General features: G+C 73.0%; 17 protein-coding genes and 1 riboswitch. Of the genes, 6 read left to right on the forward strand and 11 right to left on the reverse strand.

What is annotated here, in order from left to right; all coding sequences use genetic code 11:
* Nucleotides 1-34: 34 nt before the first annotated feature.
* Together menD and menB are read right to left on the reverse strand one after the other, a co-directional pair.
* Nucleotides 35-1693 carry a 2-succinyl-5-enolpyruvyl-6-hydroxy-3-cyclohexene-1-carboxylic-acid synthase gene (gene menD, locus ACLQ2R_RS35140; protein WP_425965734.1) on the reverse strand — a complete coding sequence of 553 codons (1659 nt, stop codon included), beginning with the start codon at nt 1691-1693 and terminating at the stop codon, nt 35-37.
* A 159-nt stretch (nt 1694-1852) separates the two neighbouring features.
* Nucleotides 1853-2719, reverse strand: coding sequence for a 1,4-dihydroxy-2-naphthoyl-CoA synthase (menB, locus tag ACLQ2R_RS35145; protein WP_386247596.1), 867 nt, complete (start codon nt 2717-2719; stop codon nt 1853-1855).
* Nucleotides 2720-2796: 77 nt separating this feature from the next.
* Here menB and ACLQ2R_RS35150 point away from each other — a divergent pair, with 77 nt between their 5' ends.
* From ACLQ2R_RS35150 to ACLQ2R_RS35160, 3 genes are all read left to right on the forward strand, one after another.
* Nucleotides 2797-3996, forward strand: coding sequence for an AMP-binding protein (locus ACLQ2R_RS35150; RefSeq protein WP_425965778.1), 1200 nt, complete (start codon nt 2797-2799; stop codon nt 3994-3996).
* Between the two features lie 43 nt (nt 3997-4039).
* The gene (locus ACLQ2R_RS35155) at nt 4040-4408 is read left to right on the forward strand and encodes a hypothetical protein (RefSeq protein WP_425965735.1); all 369 of its coding nucleotides are present in this window, start codon (nt 4040-4042) and stop codon (nt 4406-4408) included.
* A 376-nt stretch (nt 4409-4784) separates the two neighbouring features.
* On the forward strand, nt 4785-6170 hold the full coding sequence (locus ACLQ2R_RS35160; RefSeq protein ID WP_425965736.1) for an RNA polymerase sigma factor: 1386 nt from the start codon (nt 4785-4787) through the stop codon (nt 6168-6170).
* A 118-nt stretch (nt 6171-6288) separates the two neighbouring features.
* Here ACLQ2R_RS35160 and ACLQ2R_RS35165 read toward each other — a convergent pair whose 3' ends face one another.
* Entirely contained in the window at nt 6289-6498 is a 210-nt protein-coding gene (locus ACLQ2R_RS35165; RefSeq protein WP_425965737.1) for an MbtH family protein, read from the reverse strand.
* Nucleotides 6499-6827: 329 nt separating this feature from the next.
* Nucleotides 6828-7229 carry a hypothetical protein gene (locus ACLQ2R_RS35170; protein WP_425965738.1) on the reverse strand — a complete coding sequence of 134 codons (402 nt, stop codon included), beginning with the start codon at nt 7227-7229 and terminating at the stop codon, nt 6828-6830.
* Between the two features lie 164 nt (nt 7230-7393).
* Between ACLQ2R_RS35170 and ACLQ2R_RS35175 the strand changes: the two genes are divergently transcribed.
* Both ACLQ2R_RS35175 and ACLQ2R_RS35180 read left to right on the forward strand, forming a co-directional pair.
* A complete protein-coding gene (locus ACLQ2R_RS35175; protein WP_425965739.1) occupies nt 7394-8005 on the forward strand; it encodes a TetR/AcrR family transcriptional regulator C-terminal domain-containing protein in 612 nt (203 codons plus the stop codon).
* A 359-nt stretch (nt 8006-8364) separates the two neighbouring features.
* Nucleotides 8365-8556, forward strand: a complete 192-nt coding sequence (locus ACLQ2R_RS35180; protein WP_344908614.1) for a DUF5999 family protein — start codon at nt 8365-8367, stop codon at nt 8554-8556.
* Nucleotides 8557-8760: 204 nt separating this feature from the next.
* Here ACLQ2R_RS35180 and ACLQ2R_RS35185 read toward each other — a convergent pair whose 3' ends face one another.
* Nucleotides 8761-9381, reverse strand: coding sequence for an alpha/beta family hydrolase (locus tag ACLQ2R_RS35185; RefSeq protein WP_425965779.1), 621 nt, complete (start codon nt 9379-9381; stop codon nt 8761-8763).
* A gap of 157 nt (nt 9382-9538) precedes the next feature.
* On the opposite strand from ACLQ2R_RS35185, the gene ACLQ2R_RS35190 reads away from it, so the two are divergent.
* Nucleotides 9539-9862, forward strand: coding sequence for a hypothetical protein (locus ACLQ2R_RS35190; protein ID WP_425965740.1), 324 nt, complete (start codon nt 9539-9541; stop codon nt 9860-9862).
* 158 nt (nt 9863-10020) lie between these two features.
* On the opposite strand, the gene ACLQ2R_RS35195 is transcribed toward ACLQ2R_RS35190, so the two are convergent.
* The 6 genes from ACLQ2R_RS35195 to ACLQ2R_RS35220 all read right to left on the reverse strand — a co-directional run bounded on the left by ACLQ2R_RS35195 (nt 10021) and on the right by ACLQ2R_RS35220 (nt 16753).
* Nucleotides 10021-10854: a hypothetical protein gene (locus ACLQ2R_RS35195; RefSeq protein WP_425965741.1), complete on the reverse strand. Its 834-nt coding sequence runs from the start codon at nt 10852-10854 to the stop codon at nt 10021-10023.
* Nucleotides 10855-11106: 252 nt separating this feature from the next.
* Complete coding sequence (gene gcvP, locus ACLQ2R_RS35200; RefSeq protein WP_425965742.1) at nt 11107-13968, reverse strand: aminomethyl-transferring glycine dehydrogenase; 2862 nt, start codon at nt 13966-13968, stop codon at nt 11107-11109.
* A gap of 174 nt (nt 13969-14142) precedes the next feature.
* A riboswitch (glycine riboswitch) is annotated at nt 14143-14234 on the reverse strand.
* 15 nt (nt 14235-14249) lie between these two features.
* A complete protein-coding gene (locus ACLQ2R_RS35205) occupies nt 14250-14870 on the reverse strand; it encodes a MerR family transcriptional regulator (protein WP_386247561.1) in 621 nt (206 codons plus the stop codon).
* 144 nt (nt 14871-15014) lie between these two features.
* Nucleotides 15015-15485, reverse strand: coding sequence for a bifunctional nuclease family protein (locus ACLQ2R_RS35210; RefSeq protein WP_362808356.1), 471 nt, complete (start codon nt 15483-15485; stop codon nt 15015-15017).
* Nucleotides 15486-15563: 78 nt separating this feature from the next.
* Complete coding sequence (locus ACLQ2R_RS35215) at nt 15564-16214, reverse strand: MerR family transcriptional regulator (protein ID WP_425965743.1); 651 nt, start codon at nt 16212-16214, stop codon at nt 15564-15566.
* Nucleotides 16215-16240: 26 nt separating this feature from the next.
* Nucleotides 16241-16753, reverse strand: coding sequence for an FHA domain-containing protein (locus ACLQ2R_RS35220; RefSeq protein WP_344908558.1), 513 nt, complete (start codon nt 16751-16753; stop codon nt 16241-16243).
* Between the last annotated feature and the right edge of the window lie 48 nt (nt 16754-16801).

The raw sequence follows: 16801 nt of genomic DNA on the forward strand, positions 1-16801 counted from the left end.
AGGACGGTCAGGACGGTCAGGACGGTCAGGACGGTCAGGACAGGGTGGCGAGGACGGCGGCGTGCGCGGTGTCGCGCATCGTGGTGTGCAGCACCGCGTTGGACTCCCGGTCGGTCCGCACCTCGACCAGGCGCACCCCCTCGCCGCGCACCGCCCGCTCCAGCCCTCCGGGCTCGTCCACGAACGTGTACGGCGTGCCCGTGGCGGCGGCCACGTGGCCCAGGTCCACCCCGTGCGCGGTGCCGAAGATCCGTTCGAAGGGGTCGCGCAGCGCGGCCTGGGGCAGCAGCGAGAAGATCCCGCCGCCGTCGTTGTTCACCACGACCAGGCACAGGTCGGGGCGGGGCTCGCGCGGACCCAGCAGCAGGCCGTTCTGGTCGTGCAGGAAGGTCAGGTCGCCCATCAGGGCGTAGGAGGGCCCGGGGTGGGCCAGGGCGGCGCCCATCGCGGACGACACCACGCCGTCGATCCCCGCCGCCCCCCGGTTCGCCATGATCCGCAGGCCCCGGCGGGGGCGCATCGCCTGGTCCAGGTCGCGAACCGGCATGGAGGAGCCCGAGAACAGCAGCGACCCGTCGGGCAGCATTCCGGCCAGGTCCCGGGCCAGGCGGGGCTCGCTGAGCCCGGAGGCGTCCATCACCCCGTCGATCGCGTCCCTGGCGGCCGTCTCGGCGCGGCGCCAGGAGCGCAGCCAGGCGTCGTCGCCCGCGGCGACCGGGATCTCCACCGTCTGGACGACCTGCGTGGCCGAGCGGGTCGGGTCGGGCCAGCGGGTCATGTCGGCGGCGACCACGATGTGCTCGCCGGCCTGCCCGATCCAGTTCAGCAGCGGCTTCGACAGGCTCGGACGGCCCAGGGTCACGACCACGTCGGGGCGGTGGGCTCCGGCGAACTCCGGGGTGCCCAGCAGGAAGTGGTAGGCCGACACGGCGTGGTCGCCGTAGCGTGCGCCTCCGCTGGGCTCCGACAGGACCGGCCAGCCGGCCATGCCCGCGGCCGCCACGTACCGGCGCGTACCGGTCGCGCCGTCGCCGACGACCAGCACGCCCCGCCGGGTCGGCGGCAGGTGCAGCGCCGTAGCCGGAGCGGCCGTCCGGGCGCGCACCCACGGCCCCTTCCCGTCCCTCTCCAGGGGCTCGCACCAGGACTCGTCGCCGTCCGGGACCAGCGGCTCACGGAAGGCCACGTTGAGGTGGACCGGGCCGGGGTCGCAGGGGCCCAGCGCGCGCTGGTAGGCCCGGCAGGTCAGCGACCGCCAGTAGGCGACCTGGCCGGGGCGCTCCTCGGGCACGCCGACCTCGCTGAACCAGCGCACGGCCGTGCCGTACAGCTTGACCTGGTCGACGGTCTGGCTGGCGCCGGTGTCGCGCAGCTCGGGCGGGCGGTCGGCGGTGAGCACCAGCAGCGGCACCCCCGACTCGTGCGCCTCGACGACCGCCGGGTGGAAGTTCACGGCGGCCGTGCCGGAGGTGCAGATCAGCGCGACCGGACGGCCGCCGCGACGGGCCAGGCCCACCGCCAGGAAGGACGCCGAGCGCTCGTCCACCCGCACGTGCAGCCGGATGCGGCTGTCGGCGTGCACGGCCAGGGCCAGCGGCGTCGAGCGCGAACCGGGGGCGAGCACCACGTCGGTGAGACCGCAGCGGGCCAGCTCGTCGACCAGCACCGCCGCGAGCGCGGTCGCGGGATTCACCGCACCGCCTCCTTACCCCCGTCTCCCGGGGCGAGTCGCTTCCGAGAACCCCGTCTCCCGGGGCGAACCGCTTCCGAGAACCCCGTCCCCGGGGCGAACCGCTTCCGAGAACCCCGTCCCCGGGGCGAACCGCTTCCGAGAACCCCGTCCCCGGACCCCCTACGGCCGGCGCGGGAACCTGCCGAAGTCGGGGGCGCGCTTCTCCTTGAACGCGTCGCGGCCCTCCTGGGCCTCCTCGCTCATGTAGTAGAGCAGGGTGGCGTCCCCGGCGAACTGCTGCATCCCGGCGGCGCCGTCGGTCACCGCGTTCAGCGCGCCCTTGAGCATGCGCAGCGCCAGCGGCGACTTCTCCAGCAGCTCCCTGGCCCACCTGACCGTCTCGGCCTCCAGCTCGGCGAGCGGCACGACGGCGTTGACCAGGCCCCAGTCCAGGGCGGTCTTCGCGTCGTACTGACGGCACAGGTACCAGATCTCGCGGGCCCGCTTGAGGCCGACCGTCTCGGCCAGCAGCCAGGAGCCGTAGCCGCCGTCGAAGGAGCCGACCTTGGGGCCGGTCTGGCCGAAGACCGCGTTGTCGGCGGCGATGGACAGGTCGCAGCAGACGTGCAGCACGTGGCCGCCGCCGATGGCGTACCCGGCGATCATCGCGATGATCGGCTTGGGGCAGCGGCGGATCTGCACCTGCAGGTCCAGCACGTTGAGCCTGCCGACGTGCGGGGTGGACTTGTCGACGTAGCCGTCGTCGCCGCGGATCTTCTGGTCGCCGCCGGAGCAGAAGGCCCTCTCGCCGGCGCCGGTGAAGATGATCACACCGACCTCGGCGTCCTCCTGGGCCAGGTTGAAGGCGTCCTTGAGCTCGAAGAGCGTCGTCGGGCGGAACGCGTTGTGCCGCTCCGGACGGTTGATCGTGATCTTGGCGATGCCCTCGGCGGTCTCGTAGACGATGTCCTCGTACTCGCCGGACCTCTTCCAGTCGACCGCGCCGTCCCGCTCGTCCGTGCCCGGCTCGACCCGCTCCGTGCCCACGATCGCTTCACCCTCTCCGCTGTGCCGGGGCCCACCCCCGGCCGTTGTCCGGCTTCGGCACTAACCTTACGACCGTGATGACCACCCCCGTGCACGAGGCGTGGCTTTCCGTGCCACGGGAATTGCACGCCGTGGTCGCGGCGCCCGGCCCCCGGCTGCTCCGGGCCGTCCGCGACGCCGTGGAGGGCGACGGCCCCGCCGTGCTGCCCCTGCCCCCCGGCCTGCCCGCCCCCGCGCTGCGTGCGGCCCTGGAGGCACTGCGCCCCACCCACCTCGACGGGGTACGCCGCGAGGACGGGATCGGCGTCCCCGCCGAGGTGGCGGTCGTCATCGCCACCAGCGGCTCGACCGGCGTCCCCAAGGGCGTGCAGCTCTCCGCCGCCGCCCTGCGCGCCTCCGCGTCGGCCTCGCTGCGCCGCCTGGGCGCCCGGCCGGGCGAGCGGTGGCTGTGCTGCCTGCCCCCCTCCCACGTGTCCGGCCTCCAGGTGCTGGTCAGGGCGTTGCTGGGCGGGACCGAGCCGATCGTGCACGAGGGCTTCTCCGCCGGGGCGGTGCTCGCCGCCGGTGCCGACCACGTCTCGCTGGTGCCCACCCAGCTGCGCCGGCTGCTCGACGCGTTCCCGCCCGGCCGGGCGGACCTGTCGGGGTTCGCGACGATCCTGCTCGGCGGGGCCGCCGCGCCGGCGGACCTGCTCGCCTCGGCCCGCGCGGCGGGCGCCCGGGTGGTCACCACGTACGGCATGAGCGAGACCTGCGGCGGGTGCGTCTACGACGGCGAGCCGCTGGACGGGGTGGAGCTGGAGATCGGCGGCGACGGCCTGATCCGGCTGGGCGGTCCCGTGCTGTTCTCCGGGTACCGCCTGCGCGCGGACCTGACCGAGGCGGCCCGCGACGGCGGCCGGTTCCTCACCTCCGACCTGGGCGTCCTCGAAGGGGGGCGGCTGCGCGTGCTGGGGCGGGCCGACGACGTCATCAACACCGGGGGCGAGAAGGTGGTGGCCGGGGTGGTGGCCGGGGTGGTGGCCGGGCATCCCGCGATCGCCGACGCCGTGGTGGTCGGCCGCCCCGACCCCGAGTGGGGACAGCGGGTGACGGCCGTCGTCGTCTCGCCGGACCCGCCGTCCCTGGCCGAGCTGCGCGCCTTCGTCAAGGAGCGGCTGCCCGCCCACGCCGCCCCCGCCGAGCTGGTCGTCCTGCCCGGGATACCGCTCCTGCCCAACGGCAAACCCGACCTTGAGTTCCTCCGTCATGGTCGTGACCGGGAACCGCGGGGGTAGTGTCACACGTCCAAGGAGCAGCCGAAGCAGGAAGGACGCGCCGATGAACGTCACCCGTAGGACATGGGTCTCGGCCGGGGTCGTGGGCCTGGTCCTCGCCGGTGGTATCTCCGTCACGGCGGCCGCGGCGGCGGGCGGCGTCGAGCGGGCCCTGGGGACCGAGCGGGTGAGGGAGCCCGTGAGCGAGCCGGCACCGGTCGCCCCGCACGACCCGCTCCCCTCCGGACAGCCCCGCCCCTCTCAGGAGCCCTCACCGACCACGACGTCCCCGCCCGCGGAGGACTACGTGATCTCCAGGGAGATCAACCCCGACCCCGAGAAGATCGTCGGCTACTGGACCGAGGACCGGCTGGAGGAGGCCGAACCCTTCCCCATGCCGATCGTCGAGGGCCCCCTGCGGGTGGCCGAGTAGGTCCCCTCCCGCCGATCGCCTCCCGCGTTCCACGGCGGCGGTGCCCGCGGCCTCACGGGTCCTCACGGGTCCTCGCGAGGTCTCGCGAGGTCTCGCGAGGGTGCGCCGATGTGACGGCCGGCCACGCGCCGATCCCCCGCGGGCCGTGCCCGATCACGCGCCGGTCGTTCACCGTTCAGGCCCTGGTCGCCCGCCGGCTCCCGGCCGGTCAGGGAAAAAGGTGGTCCGCTCCTCGCATGTTCCGGGTCGGGCCGGGAACAGAAAGTTCTTCGCTGGGGTTATTGATACTGGTGCGCCGAGCGGCCCCCGGACCGCCCCACCCACAGACCAAGCAGACCGATTCATCAGACGACTCCGTGATGGAGGAGGTGTCCTCATGCCCCCAACCGCCGTGGCGACCTCATCTGAGGCCCCGTCGACCCTCGATCAGCTTCTCGACCGAGGGCGAGTCCAGGGCCATCTCTCACTCGCGGAGCTGCGTCACGCCTTCGCCGAGGCCGGTATCAGCCCCGCCGTGGGCAGGTCGATCCTGCGCGGGCTCACCGAGGCGGGCGTCAGCCTGGCCGCCGAGAACGAGCCCTCGCTCTCGTCGGCCACCGCCCGTAAGGCCAAGACCCCCCGCAAGACCGCCGGCCGCAAGGTGAATGCCGCCCCCGCCAAGAAGAGCGCGGCCGGGACCGAGCCCGCCGCGCCCTCCGGCAGGACCACGGCCAAGAAGGCCGCCAAGGACGCTTCGGGTCCCGACGGCGCTCCGGCCGACCTGGACGAGCTGAACGTGCCCGAGGCCGCCGAGCTGGAGGCCGTGGAGGAGATCGAGGCCGAGCCGGCGATGGACCTGGACGACCAGTCCTCGGTCATGGGCGACTCGGTTCACACCTACCTCAAGTCGATCGGCCGCCGCACGCTGCTCACCGCCGCGCAGGAGGTCGAGCTGGCCAAGCGGATCGAGGCCGGCCTGTACGCCGAGGCCAAGCTGGAGGCCGAGCCGGGTCTGTCCGCGGTCGCCCGCGACGACCTGGAGTGGATCGCCGAGGACGGCCGCCGGGCCAAGAACCACATGCTGGAGGCCAACCTCCGCCTGGTCGTCTCCGTCGCCAAGAAGTACACCGACCGTGGCATGGCCCTGCTCGACGTGGTCCAGGAGGGCAACCTGGGCCTGATCCGCGCGGTGGAGAAGTTCGACTACACCAAGGGCTACAAGTTCTCCACCTACGCCATGTGGTGGATCCGCCAGGCCATCCAGCGCGGTTTCGCCGACTCGGCCCGCACCATCAGGCTGCCGGTGCACGTGCTGGAGATGCTCTCCAAGCTCTCGCGCGTCGAGCGTGACATGCACCAGCGTCTGGGGCGCGAGCCCACGCCGGAGGAGCTCGGCGTCGAGCTGGACAGGACCCCCGACCAGATCGAGGAGCTGCTGCGCACCAGCCGCCAGCCGATCAGCCTCAACGCCACCATCGGCGACGACGGCGAGACCACCATCGGCGACCTGATCGAGGACGTCGACTCGCCCGAGGCGTCGGAGGTCGTCGACCGCCAGTTGCTGGGCGAGCAGCTGCGCGGTGTGCTCGGCAACCTCTCCCCGAGGGAGGCCAAGATCATGGCGCTGCGTTTCGGCCTGGTCGACGGCAAGCCCCACACCCTCGACGAGATCGGCAAGCACCTCGGGCTGACGCGCGAGCGCATCCGCCAGCTCGAGAAGGAGTCGCTCTCCAAGCTCCGCCACCCCAGCAACACCCGTCCGCTGCTCGACTGGGCGAGCTGACCGGCCACCGGGACGCCCGGCCCACGCCGAAGGGCGCCGCCGCGAGACCTCACACGGTCCGCGACGGCGCCCTTCGCCGCTCCGGGCACGGGGGCGCCGCCTCGCCGTGCGGGGGTGCTCAGCCCCCCATGCGGGCGACGAGGCTCCTGGGGCGCATGTCGGTCCAGGTGCTCTCGACGTAGGCCAGGCAGGCGGCGCGGGAGGCCTCGCCGTGGGCGACCTCCCAGCCCGCGGGGATCTCGGCGAACGCGGGCCACAGCGAGTGCTGCCCCTCGGCGTTCACCAGCACCAGGTAGGACGCGTCCTCGTCCTCGAAGGGGTTGGTCATGGATACCTCCGGCGGCAGGCTTCCGGACGACCGGGTCCGGGAGCGTCGGACACGCCCGGAGGGAAGTCCGGCCGGGCGCGACACGGTGAGAATGGGAACGGGACGGCACGGCGAGCCTCAGGACGTTCCTCCCCGTACGGCACCGGGAGGGCGGTCGTCGATCGCCGTAAAGACTTAGGAAAGGCTCACCTAAGATCGACCGTACGAGGGCCGATGTCAAGTACGTCCCGCATGACCCGGATCACAGGTGCCCGCGAGCCCGGCGGCTCGCACCCGGACATGACGAAGCCGCCCGTCATGGCGGAGCGTGACGGGCGGCGGGGCGAGGGTCAGCGGGCCGAGGCCTCGACCGGTCGCGGGACCCGGGGGATGCCGGTCAGCCGGTTGCGCTCACGCAGGGTGCGCAGCCGGTTGACCTCGTCGGTCCACCCGGACCCCATGGGGGTGGCCCTGCCCTTGCGGCGCCGGATCCGGTCGTCGTACGACCTCACGCCGAACGTCGCGCGCTGGTTGGCCTCGGCCGCGCGCAGGGCCTCGGTCAACGCCCTGTCCAGGGCCAGACCGGCCGCCCGCACCTCCTCCACCGGAGCCGCGGCGGCCTGCACCCTGCGCAGCTCCGCGTCGGCGGCCCGCGCCTTCTCCAGAAGCTCGGGGAAGCCCTTCCCGACCTCCTGGTCGGCGTGGTGGCGAACCTCCGCCTCCCGGCTCACACGCGGTCGGAAAAACGCCATCGTCCACCCTCTCTCACCGGTCGCCGGGCCCTCTCCGGCAGATCACCGCTCGTAGCCTACGCCGTCCGGTCCCGGCCCATCATCCCGGTCCCCGGCGCCCGCCGGAGGTGCCGTCACGGCGCGTCGTCCTTTACGCAGTAAGGTCAAGCTGGCAGGATGATCGCATGCCTGCCAAGCGACCACCCGTACCGCTCTCCCGGGAGCGCATCATCGACGCCGCCCTCCACATCGCCGACGGACAGGGGCTGCGGCGGCTGACGATGCGCAGGCTCGGCGACGCGCTCCAGGTGGAGGCGATGGCCATCTACCACCACCTGCCCCGGGGCAAGGACGCCCTGATGGACGCCCTGGCCGAGCACGTCACCACGGTTCACGCCGAGCCCGCCCCGACCTGGCAGGAGAGCGCGAGGGCCTGGTGCCGGGCCGGCCGGGACGCGCTCAGGGAACACCCGGGAGTGCTGGCGCTCGCGCTGACCAAACCGCCCCGGGGGCGGGCCGCGATCGCGATCAGGGAGCAGATCGACCAGCTCACCGACGCCGGGCTGGCCGACGCTCCGGCGGCGGTGCGGGCGCTGCGGGCCTACGTGTTCGGGGCGGTGGCGGTGGAGGTGCAGCAGTCGGGCTGGGCCGAGCCGGCCGACGACGACGACGAGCCGTGGCGCCCCCCGTCGCGGGGAGGCGGCAGCCCCGGCGCGGACGCCGACTTCGAGCACGGGCTGGAGGCCCTGCTGGCCGGCCTGGGCGCACGGGGCCGAGCACGTGTCACGAACCTGTAACCGATCGTTTACTCTGCGCTCGGCGTGTTGCTCTTGGTCGAATGTCCGTATATCAGGCATGATGTGTCATAGGTCACATCACCCGGCACGGCCCCAACGGACTGGCCCTCTCCAGCCTGTAAACAGTCCTAACGGGCTATGTCGCCAGGGTGCGATCGATCGCACACTTGATCTGCTTGATGTACGGGCCCCGTTCTGTTACGGGCGCCTGTATGGTCATATGTCAACATTCAGATGCTCGTCCCCCGTCACACGTGGGAACGGAGACCCATCGGTGACGGTGCCGCCGGATGTCCGATGCCCACTCCATGCCCGATGTGACCCGGGTGAGCCGACACGAGAGATCCGGAGGCACGCCGATGTGCCCGCATGAGCCGTCCTGTCCGTCCGCGGACGCACTGGACCGCGAGGCCGCCCGCACCCTGGCGGCCCACCCCGAGCAGGGATGGAGCCTGCTCTGCAACGGTGTGGTGCTGTTCGACGACACCGGCGAGCTTCTCCCCGACGGTGCCGTCATCGAGCCGCACCGTCCCCTGGTGGGCGTCGGCTGACGACCGGGTCACCCCGGCAGGTCACCCGGAGGGAACCGGCGCGCGCAGCGCCACCCCGGCGGATCGTCCCCGGAGGCCCGGACCGGCCCGGGCCACCACGGCCGCCGCATCGGACACACGGCCACCCCGTCGGGTGAGCGTCAGGTCATCCCCATCGGACCGGGTCACCTCAGGTCGTCCCAGGTCCCCTCAGGTCACCTCGGGTCACCCAGACCCCGTCTCCGGCGGCTGCGGCCGCATCGTCGCGTCGAGCCACCCGGCGACCAGCTCGCCCACCCTGGCGGGATCCTTCCCGAGGTCGTGTCCCTCTCCCGGCAGGACCACCAGACGGGCGGCGTCCGCCGCATCGGGCACCCCGAACGGGTCGCGATCCCCGTTCACCACCAGCACGTCCACCCCGGCCGCGCGCAGTTCCGCGGCCCGGGAGCGCTCCGGCTTTCCCGGCGGGTGCAGGGGGAACGCCAGCGCCACCACCGCGCGGGCCCCGACCGCCCCCGCCGTACGGCAGGCGACCCTGGCCCCGTTGCTCCGCCCGCCCTGGACCAGCGGCAGCCCCGGATAGCGTCCGCGCAGCTCCGCCACCAGCACCTCCCACGCCTCGTCCTGCTTGACGGCCGACCCCGGGGCGCGGGCCCCCCGCATCCGGAACGGCTGCAGCACCCGGGCGACCGTCCCCCCGATCGCCGTCGTGGCGTCCCGTACGGCCAGCAGGTCGCCCGCGTCCACTCCCCCGGCCGAGCCGTGGGTGAGCACGAGCAGGAAACGCGGGCCGGTCACCTCGTCGATCTCCACCCGTCCCGGCCCGTGCGGGGTCTCGATCTCCACCGACGTCGTCGTCGGGGGCGTACCTCGCGAGGATGAGGCGTCCTCGGGCGACTGGTTCGCGGAGACGGGCATGGATCTCGTCCTATCGACCGATGCGGGACGGGCGGGCGCGGGGAACAATCGGAGGGTGCAGAATCATCACGATATCCGTCAGGACATGCGCGCCACCGTCGAGGCCCGCCGGGATCTCGGCCCGGAGTACGAGACCGCTCTGATCGAGTCGTTCGTCTCACGTCTCGACGCGACCATCGCCCAGCGGGTGCACGCGGAGATGCACGCCACCGAGGCCCCGAAGGCCCGGAGCAAGCACAGGAACAGGAACCCGTCGGCCGCGATCGCGCTGGGCTCGATGGGCATCGGCGTCCCGCTGACCGCCATCGCCGCGGCCGAGGCGGGCACCGCCGGGCTGCTGCTGGCCTGGGGCGGCATCGTCGCGATCAACTTCGCCCACGCCGTGAGCGGCTGGCGGGGACGCGACTGACGCCCCCGCCCCACCGGCCCGCCCCACCGGCCCGCCCCTCCGGCCGGCGTCGTCGGCGGTCGGCGCCTGCCCGGCGTCACGGTCGATCGGTGCCGACGCCGGCGTCACAGTCGGCCCGTGCCGGCCCGGTGCCACAGTCGGCCCGTGCCGGCCCGGTGTCACAGGTCCCGGTCGAGGCGGAGCCTGACCTCGCCGGCCAGGTCGGCGTCGGCGCTGTCGAGACCGTAGCGCCAGACTCGTTCGGCGTCCTCGTCCCGCCCCCTCAGGGGAAGCGTGCGGGCCAGCAGCTCGATGGCCAGCGCGCCCGTCTCCGTGTCACCGCCGTAGCCACCGTCGCCGCCGTCGCCGCCGTCGCCGTCACCGCCGTCACCGCCCTCCTCGACCGCGGCCGAGAACTCGGCGCACGCCAGGTCCAGGTGGGCGATGCCGAGCATCACCCTCAGCCTCGCGACCTCGGTCACCTCGGGCACCGAGAGAGCCTCCAGGAGCACCCGGGCGGCCTCACCCGGCTCGCCGTCCTCCAGGTACCCCTCCGCCAGGCGCTGCGCCGCGTGAGAGGCGATCTCCGGGTCGGCCGTGGCCAGCGCGTCCCGCAGGGAGCGCTCCGCCTCCCGGGCGTCGGTGGCGAGCCTCGCCAGGGCCATGTGCGCCGGCGGGACGTAGGCCGGATGGCCGACGCCGAGGGCGGCCTGCCAGGCGGCGCGCGCCTGGTCGGCCAGGCCCTCGCGCTCGAAGCTCCCGGCGAGCAGGCAGGCGGCCTGGGCGGCGAACTCCGGGTGCCCGGTCGCCAGGGCGGTGCGGGCGGCGGCGCGGGAGCCCGCCACGTCCCCCCGCTCGCCGAGCACGACCGCGAGACCCACCGCCGCCTGGGCGCGATCGGGGTCGTCGGGATCGGCGGCCAGTTCCGCGAAGATCACGGCGGCGGCGTCGAGGTCGCCGGACTCGGCCAGTCGTCGCGCGGTGTCCAAGGGACGGGTGTCCACCTCAGGCATGCAGGGTCCTTCCCGGGTAAGGAGACGCCCCGAGCCTAACGACTCGGGGCGCCGTCCGTCCCGGCACATTCCGCGTGGATCTGCGGCCCGCACGGGGTTTCCGCATGATCCGCACGGGACCGGGGCCGCTTCCCCGAGCGTTTCCGGCACGGAACCGCGCGGGGCCCGCAGACTCCCGGCCGGACGGCACGGAGGCCGCCGGGATCACCCGGTTCGCCCGGGTTGCCCGTCCCGGCCCCGCGCGGTGCGGGGTCAGTCCTCGTAGGACGCCAGCGGGGGGCAGGAGCAGACCAGGTTGCGGTCGCCGTAGGCCTGGTCGATGCGCCGGACCGGCGGCCAGTACTTGCCCTCGCGCAGCGACGGCAGCGGGTAGGCCGCCTCGGTGCGGGTGTAGCCGTGCTCCCACTCGTCGGCGGCCACGCTGTCGGCCGTGTGCGGGGCGTTGCGCAGCGGGTTGCCGGTCCTGTCGTACGCGCCGGAGGCGACCTTGGCGATCTCACCGCGGATGGCGATCATCGCCTCGCAGAACCGGTCGAGCTCGGCCAGGTCCTCGCTCTCGGTCGGCTCGATCATGAGCGTCCCGGCGACGGGGAAGGACATGGTCGGCGCGTGGAAGCCGTAGTCGACCAGGCGCTTGGCCACGTCGTCGACGGTCACGCCGGTCTCCTTGGTGATCTGGCGCAGGTCCACGATGCACTCGTGGGCCACCAGGCCGCCCCGGCCGGTGTAGAGGACCGGGTAGTGCGGGCTGAGCCTGCGGGCCAGGTAGTTGGCCGACAGGATGGCCTGCTCGGTGGCCGCCCTGAGGCCGTCGGCGCCCATCATCCGGATGTAGGCCCAGGAGATGGGCAGGATGCCGGCCGAGCCGTACGGGGCGGCCGCGACCGGGCCGACGCCCTTGCCGTCGCCCGCGCGCAGCGGGTGGCCGGGCAGGTGGTCGGCGAGGTGGGCGCGGACCGCGACCGGGCCGACCCCGGGGCCGCCGCCGCCGTGCGGGATGCAGAAGGTCTTGTGCAGGTTGAGGTGGGAGACGTCCGCGCCGAACTCGCCGAGCCTGGCCAGGCCCACCAGCGCGTTGAGGTTGGCGCCGTCGACGTAGACCTGCCCTCCGGCCTCGTGCACCAGCTCGCAGACCTTGACGATCGTCTCCTCGTACACGCCGTGCGTGGACGGGTACGTCACCATGATCGCGGCGAGCCGGTCGCGGTGCTTGCCGATCTTCGCGACCAGGTCGCCGACGTCCACGTTGCCCTCGTCGTCGCAGGCCACCACGGCGACCCGCATGCCCGCCATGACGGCGCTGGCGGCGTTGGTGCCGTGCGCGGAGGAGGGGATCAGGCAGACGTCGCGCTCGGACTCGCCGCGCGCGGCGTGGTAGGCGCGGATCGCCAGCAGCCCGGCGAACTCGCCCTGCGAGCCCGCGTTCGGCTGGAGCGACACGGCGTCGTAGCCGGTGACCTCGGCCAGCCAGCGCTCCAGCTCGGCGATCAGCTCCAGGTAGCCCCGGGTCTGCTCCTCGGGGGCGTAGGGGTGCAGGCCGGCGAACTCGGGCCAGGTGATCGGCTCCATCTCGGTGGTCGCGTTGAGCTTCATCGTGCAGGAGCCCAGCGGGATCATCGACCGGTCGAGCGCGACGTCCTTGTCCTGGAGGCGGCGCAGGTAGCGCAGCATCGCCGTCTCGGAGCGGTGGGCGTGGAAGACCGGGTGGGTCAGGTAGTCACCGGTGCGCGCCAGCGCGGCGGGCAGCGCGTCGTGCGCGGCGGCGTCCAGGTCCGCCGGGACGATCCCGCCCACCTCGAAGGCGGCCAGGACCTGCTCCAGGTGCAGCAGCTCGGTCCGCTCGTCGCAGGTGACGCCCACGTGGTCGTCGTCGACCAGGCGCAGGTTCACCCCGTTGTCCAGGGCGGTGGCGACGACCGCCGCGGCCCTGCCGGGGACGTGGGCGAGCACGGTGTCGAAGAAGGTGTCGTGCACGACCTCGACGCCGCCCTGGCGCAGCCCCTCGGCCAGCACCACGGCGTGCCGGTGGACGCGGCGGCCGATCCTGCGCAGGCCCTCGGGGCCGTGGTACACGGCGTACATGCCGGCGATCACCGCGAGCAGGACCTGCGCGGTGCAGATGTTGCTGGTGGCCTTCTCCCGGCGGATGTGCTGCTCGCGGGTCTGCAGCGCGAGCCGGTACGCCGGGCGCCCGTCGGCGTCCTGGGAGACGCCGACCAGGCGGCCGGGCATCTGACGCTGGAGGCCGTCGCGGACCGCCATGTAGGCCGCGTGGGGGCCGCCGAAGCCCAGCGGGACGCCGAAGCGCTGCGAGGAGCCGATCGCGATGTCGGCGCCGAGCTCGCCGGGGGCGGCCAGCAGGGTGAGGGCGAGCAGGTCGGCGGCGGCGACCACCTGGGCGCCGCGGGCGTGGGCGGCCTCGGCCACGGCGCGGAAGTCGCGCACCCTGCCGCTCGCGCCGGGGTACTGCACGAGCACGCCGAAGCAGTCGGGCAGCTCGCCGGACAGGTCGCTCTCGAGGAGCTCGATGCCGAGCGGCTCGGCGCGGGTGCGCAGCACCGCCTTGGTCTGCGGCAGCGCGTCGGCGTCGACCACGAACACCTTCGACGGGCCGCGGCCCGCGCGCCGGGCCAGGGTCATCGCCTCGGCGGCCGCGGTGGCCTCGTCCAGCAGGGAGGCCCCCGCCACGTCCAGGGCGGTCAGGTCCGAGATCACGGTCTGGAAGTTCAGCAGGGCCTCCAGGCGGCCCTGGGAGATCTCCGGCTGGTAGGGCGTGTACGCGGTGTACCAGCCCGGGTTCTCCAGGAGGTTGCGGCGGATGACGGCGGGCGTGATCGTGTCGTGGTAGCCCAGGCCGATCATCGAGGTGAGCACGGTGTTGCGCCCGGCCAGGACGCGCAGCTCGGCCAGGGCCTCGGCCTCGGAGGCCGCCGGGGGCAGGTTCAGCCGCCCGGCCGAGCGGATCGCCTCGGGCACGGCCACCGCGATCATGTCGGCGACGGAGGCGAATCCGACGGCCTCCAGCATGCGGGCCTGCTGGTCGTCGTCGGGCCCGATGTGGCGGGTGGCGAACGGCGGGGCGGCGAGCTCTGCGAGCGGGGACAGATCGGTCATGGAAAGCCTCCCAGACGGGGTGGAGACCGGCGCCGGGCGCGGGCGTGCGGCCGGAGTCTCCCCCTCTGTCATCACGGCTGCCGCCGCGACCTGAGAGCTTCACCTGCCCGGGAAAGGGAGGCTTGCACCGTCGGTGAGGCACACCTGGCCGGCGTGCCTGCTTTCCAGAGTTGCCTCGTCCGTGCGGTACAGGGTGCCTGAGAGATTCCGGGGAGGTTGCTCCTTCGGCGCCCCGGCCGTGCCGGGGTCTCTCCCGCACAGGGTCAATGGCGAGTCCGAGCTTACCCGGTTCGCCGCGCCCTGCGGCGGCGGGCCAGCTCATCCGCGTGATGATCGCCTAAAGGGCCGCCGCCCGACTCCGCACGTTCGCCGGGAAGATCCGCCAGAGAGCCCTCCACCTCCTGCCAGACCCGTCCGAGCGCTATGCCGAAGACTCCCTGACCGCCCTGGAGCAGGTCGATGACCTCGTCGGGCGAGGTGCACTCGTAGACGCTCACCCCGTCGCTCATCAGGGTGATCCCGGCGAGGTCGTTGACGCCCCGGTCGCGCAGGTGCTGGACGGCGATGCGGATCTGCTGGAGGGAGACGCCGGTGTCGAGGAGGCGCTTGACGACCTTGAGGACCAGGATGTCGCGGAAGCCGTACAGCCGCTGGGAGCCCGAGCCGTGCGCGGCCCGCACGGTGGGCTCGACCAGGCCGGTGCGCGCCCAGTAGTCGAGCTGCCGGTAGGTGATCCCGGCCGCGGAACAGGCCGTCGGGCCCCGGTAGCCGAGATCGGCGGGCACGTTCACCGGTTCCCCGTCGAACAGCAGACCCTCTTCACCCGCGCGCTGACGTGCCGACTGGCGCCGTTCCGGGTCATCCTGATCGGCGTTTCTACCCTCGCCGCTGCTGACCGCCACGCGGACCTCCGGCTTTCTCTCATCCCACGGCCTGATCTGGGGGTTTACGCACGGCCGTGGGGTTCACTTGCACCGTAGAACTGGGGCCAAGTCCAGTCAACGACCCCACCCGGCGCGTCGTGAAGCGTAAATGCACCGAAATTCCTACCCCGCGCGGCCGAAGTCCTCGGGCGTGATCGTGTCAAGGAACTCCCTGAACTTCTCCACCTCGTCCTCCTGGTCGTCGGGGATGATCACCCCCGCCTCCCGGACCACCTCCTCGCTCGCGAAGATACGTGCGCCGGTGCGCAGTGCCAAGGCGATCGAGTCGGAGGGACGGGCGCTCACCTCCACCCCGTTGGAGAAGACCAGGTCGGCGAAGAAGATCCCGTCGCGCAGGGCGACGATGTTGACCGTGTTCAGCCGGACGCCGAGCCCGTCGAGCACGTCCCTGAACAGGTCATGGGTGAGCGGCCGAGGCGGTGGCTCCTCGGCCTGGGCCATGGCGATCGCCGTGGCCTCGGTCATGCCGATCCAGATGGGCAGGTAACGCTCCCCCTGCGCCTCCTTCAACAGGACGATCGGCTGGTTGGAGGGCATCTCGACTCGAACGCCCACGACCTCCATCTGCAACACGGGCTGCTCCGCTTCGCTGGATTCCGACCGGTTTGTTCAACGTAACACTCGTGGGGGTACGAGTGCCTGGTCAGGTTCTCACCGGCCCAGTGCCCCACGAACGCCCGAACGCAGGAGTGAGGCGTGCAATTCCAGCAACAGGCCGGAGATCTCCCTGGCCGTCTCGTCGGCCCGGTCGATCGCGCCCGGTCCCCGGCGGCGCAGCAGGGGCGCCACGGCCTGCTCCACCAGCCCGGCCTCGCGTTCCGCGGCGGCCCTGACGGCCCGCAGGTGGCGGGCGCGCAGGCCGAAGGCGGCCAGGGCGCCGACGCTGCGGGCCACGGCGAGCGCCTCGGCGTCGTAGTAGCGGGCCACGGCGGCCAGCAGCCCGTAGTCCTCCAGCTCGGCGAGGGTGTCCTCGTCGAGCTCGGCGGCGCGCAGCAGCTCCTCGCGGGTGAGACGGACCTCTCCCGGCCCCTCGTCGGGGACGGCCCGCGGCCGGGCCGCAGGGCGCTCCTCGCGGTCGGCGGCCTCCAGCCGGTCCTTGATCACCCGTAGCGGGAGGTAGCGGTCCCGCTGCTCGCCGAGGATGTAGCGGAGGCGTTCGACGTCGGCGTAGGTGAACTTGCGGTACCCGGAGGGACTGCGCTCCGGCTCGATCAGCCCCTCGCCCTCCAGGAAGCGAATCTTGGAGATGCTGACATCGGGGAACTCGCCCTGCAGGAGAGCGAGCACCTCCCCGATGCCCATGTGCGCACGAGCGGCCTGCGAGCTCATCATCCTCCAGCGGCGCCGCGGGTGAGGAAGACCAGGCGGAACTTGCCGATCTGCACCTCGTCGCCGCCGTAGAGCGGGACCTCCTCGATGCGCTCGCGGTTCACGTACGTGCCGTTCAGGCTGCCGACGTCGCGGACGGTGAAGACCCCGCCGCCGCGCCGGTAGAACTCCACGTGGCGGCGCGAGACCGTGATGTCGTCGAGGAAGATGTCGCTCTCGGGGTGGCGGCCCACGGTGGTGAGATCGCTGTCGAGCAGGAAGCGGCTGCCGGCGTTGGGGCCGCGCATCGCCACCAGCAACGCGCTGCCGGGAGGCAACTGCTCCACGGCCTGCCGTTCGGCGAGGAGCGTCTCCCCGGTCTCCGCCTCGTAGGCCTCGATCCCGGAGAGGGAGATCGTCGACGTGCTGTCTCCGGGTGTGTCGGACCTGGTAAGCGGCGACCCGCATCGAGAACAGAAACGGGCATCCTCAGGGTTGGCATGACCGCACTGCGTGCAGTAGACGCTCGGCATCGATCGGCTCGGCCTCCTACCGCGAAGACGCGGCAACGGTGCTCAGTG

The organism is Streptosporangium sp. DT93 (genome assembly GCF_049844535.1).
Classification (GTDB): Bacteria; Actinomycetota; Actinomycetes; order Streptosporangiales; family Streptosporangiaceae; genus Streptosporangium.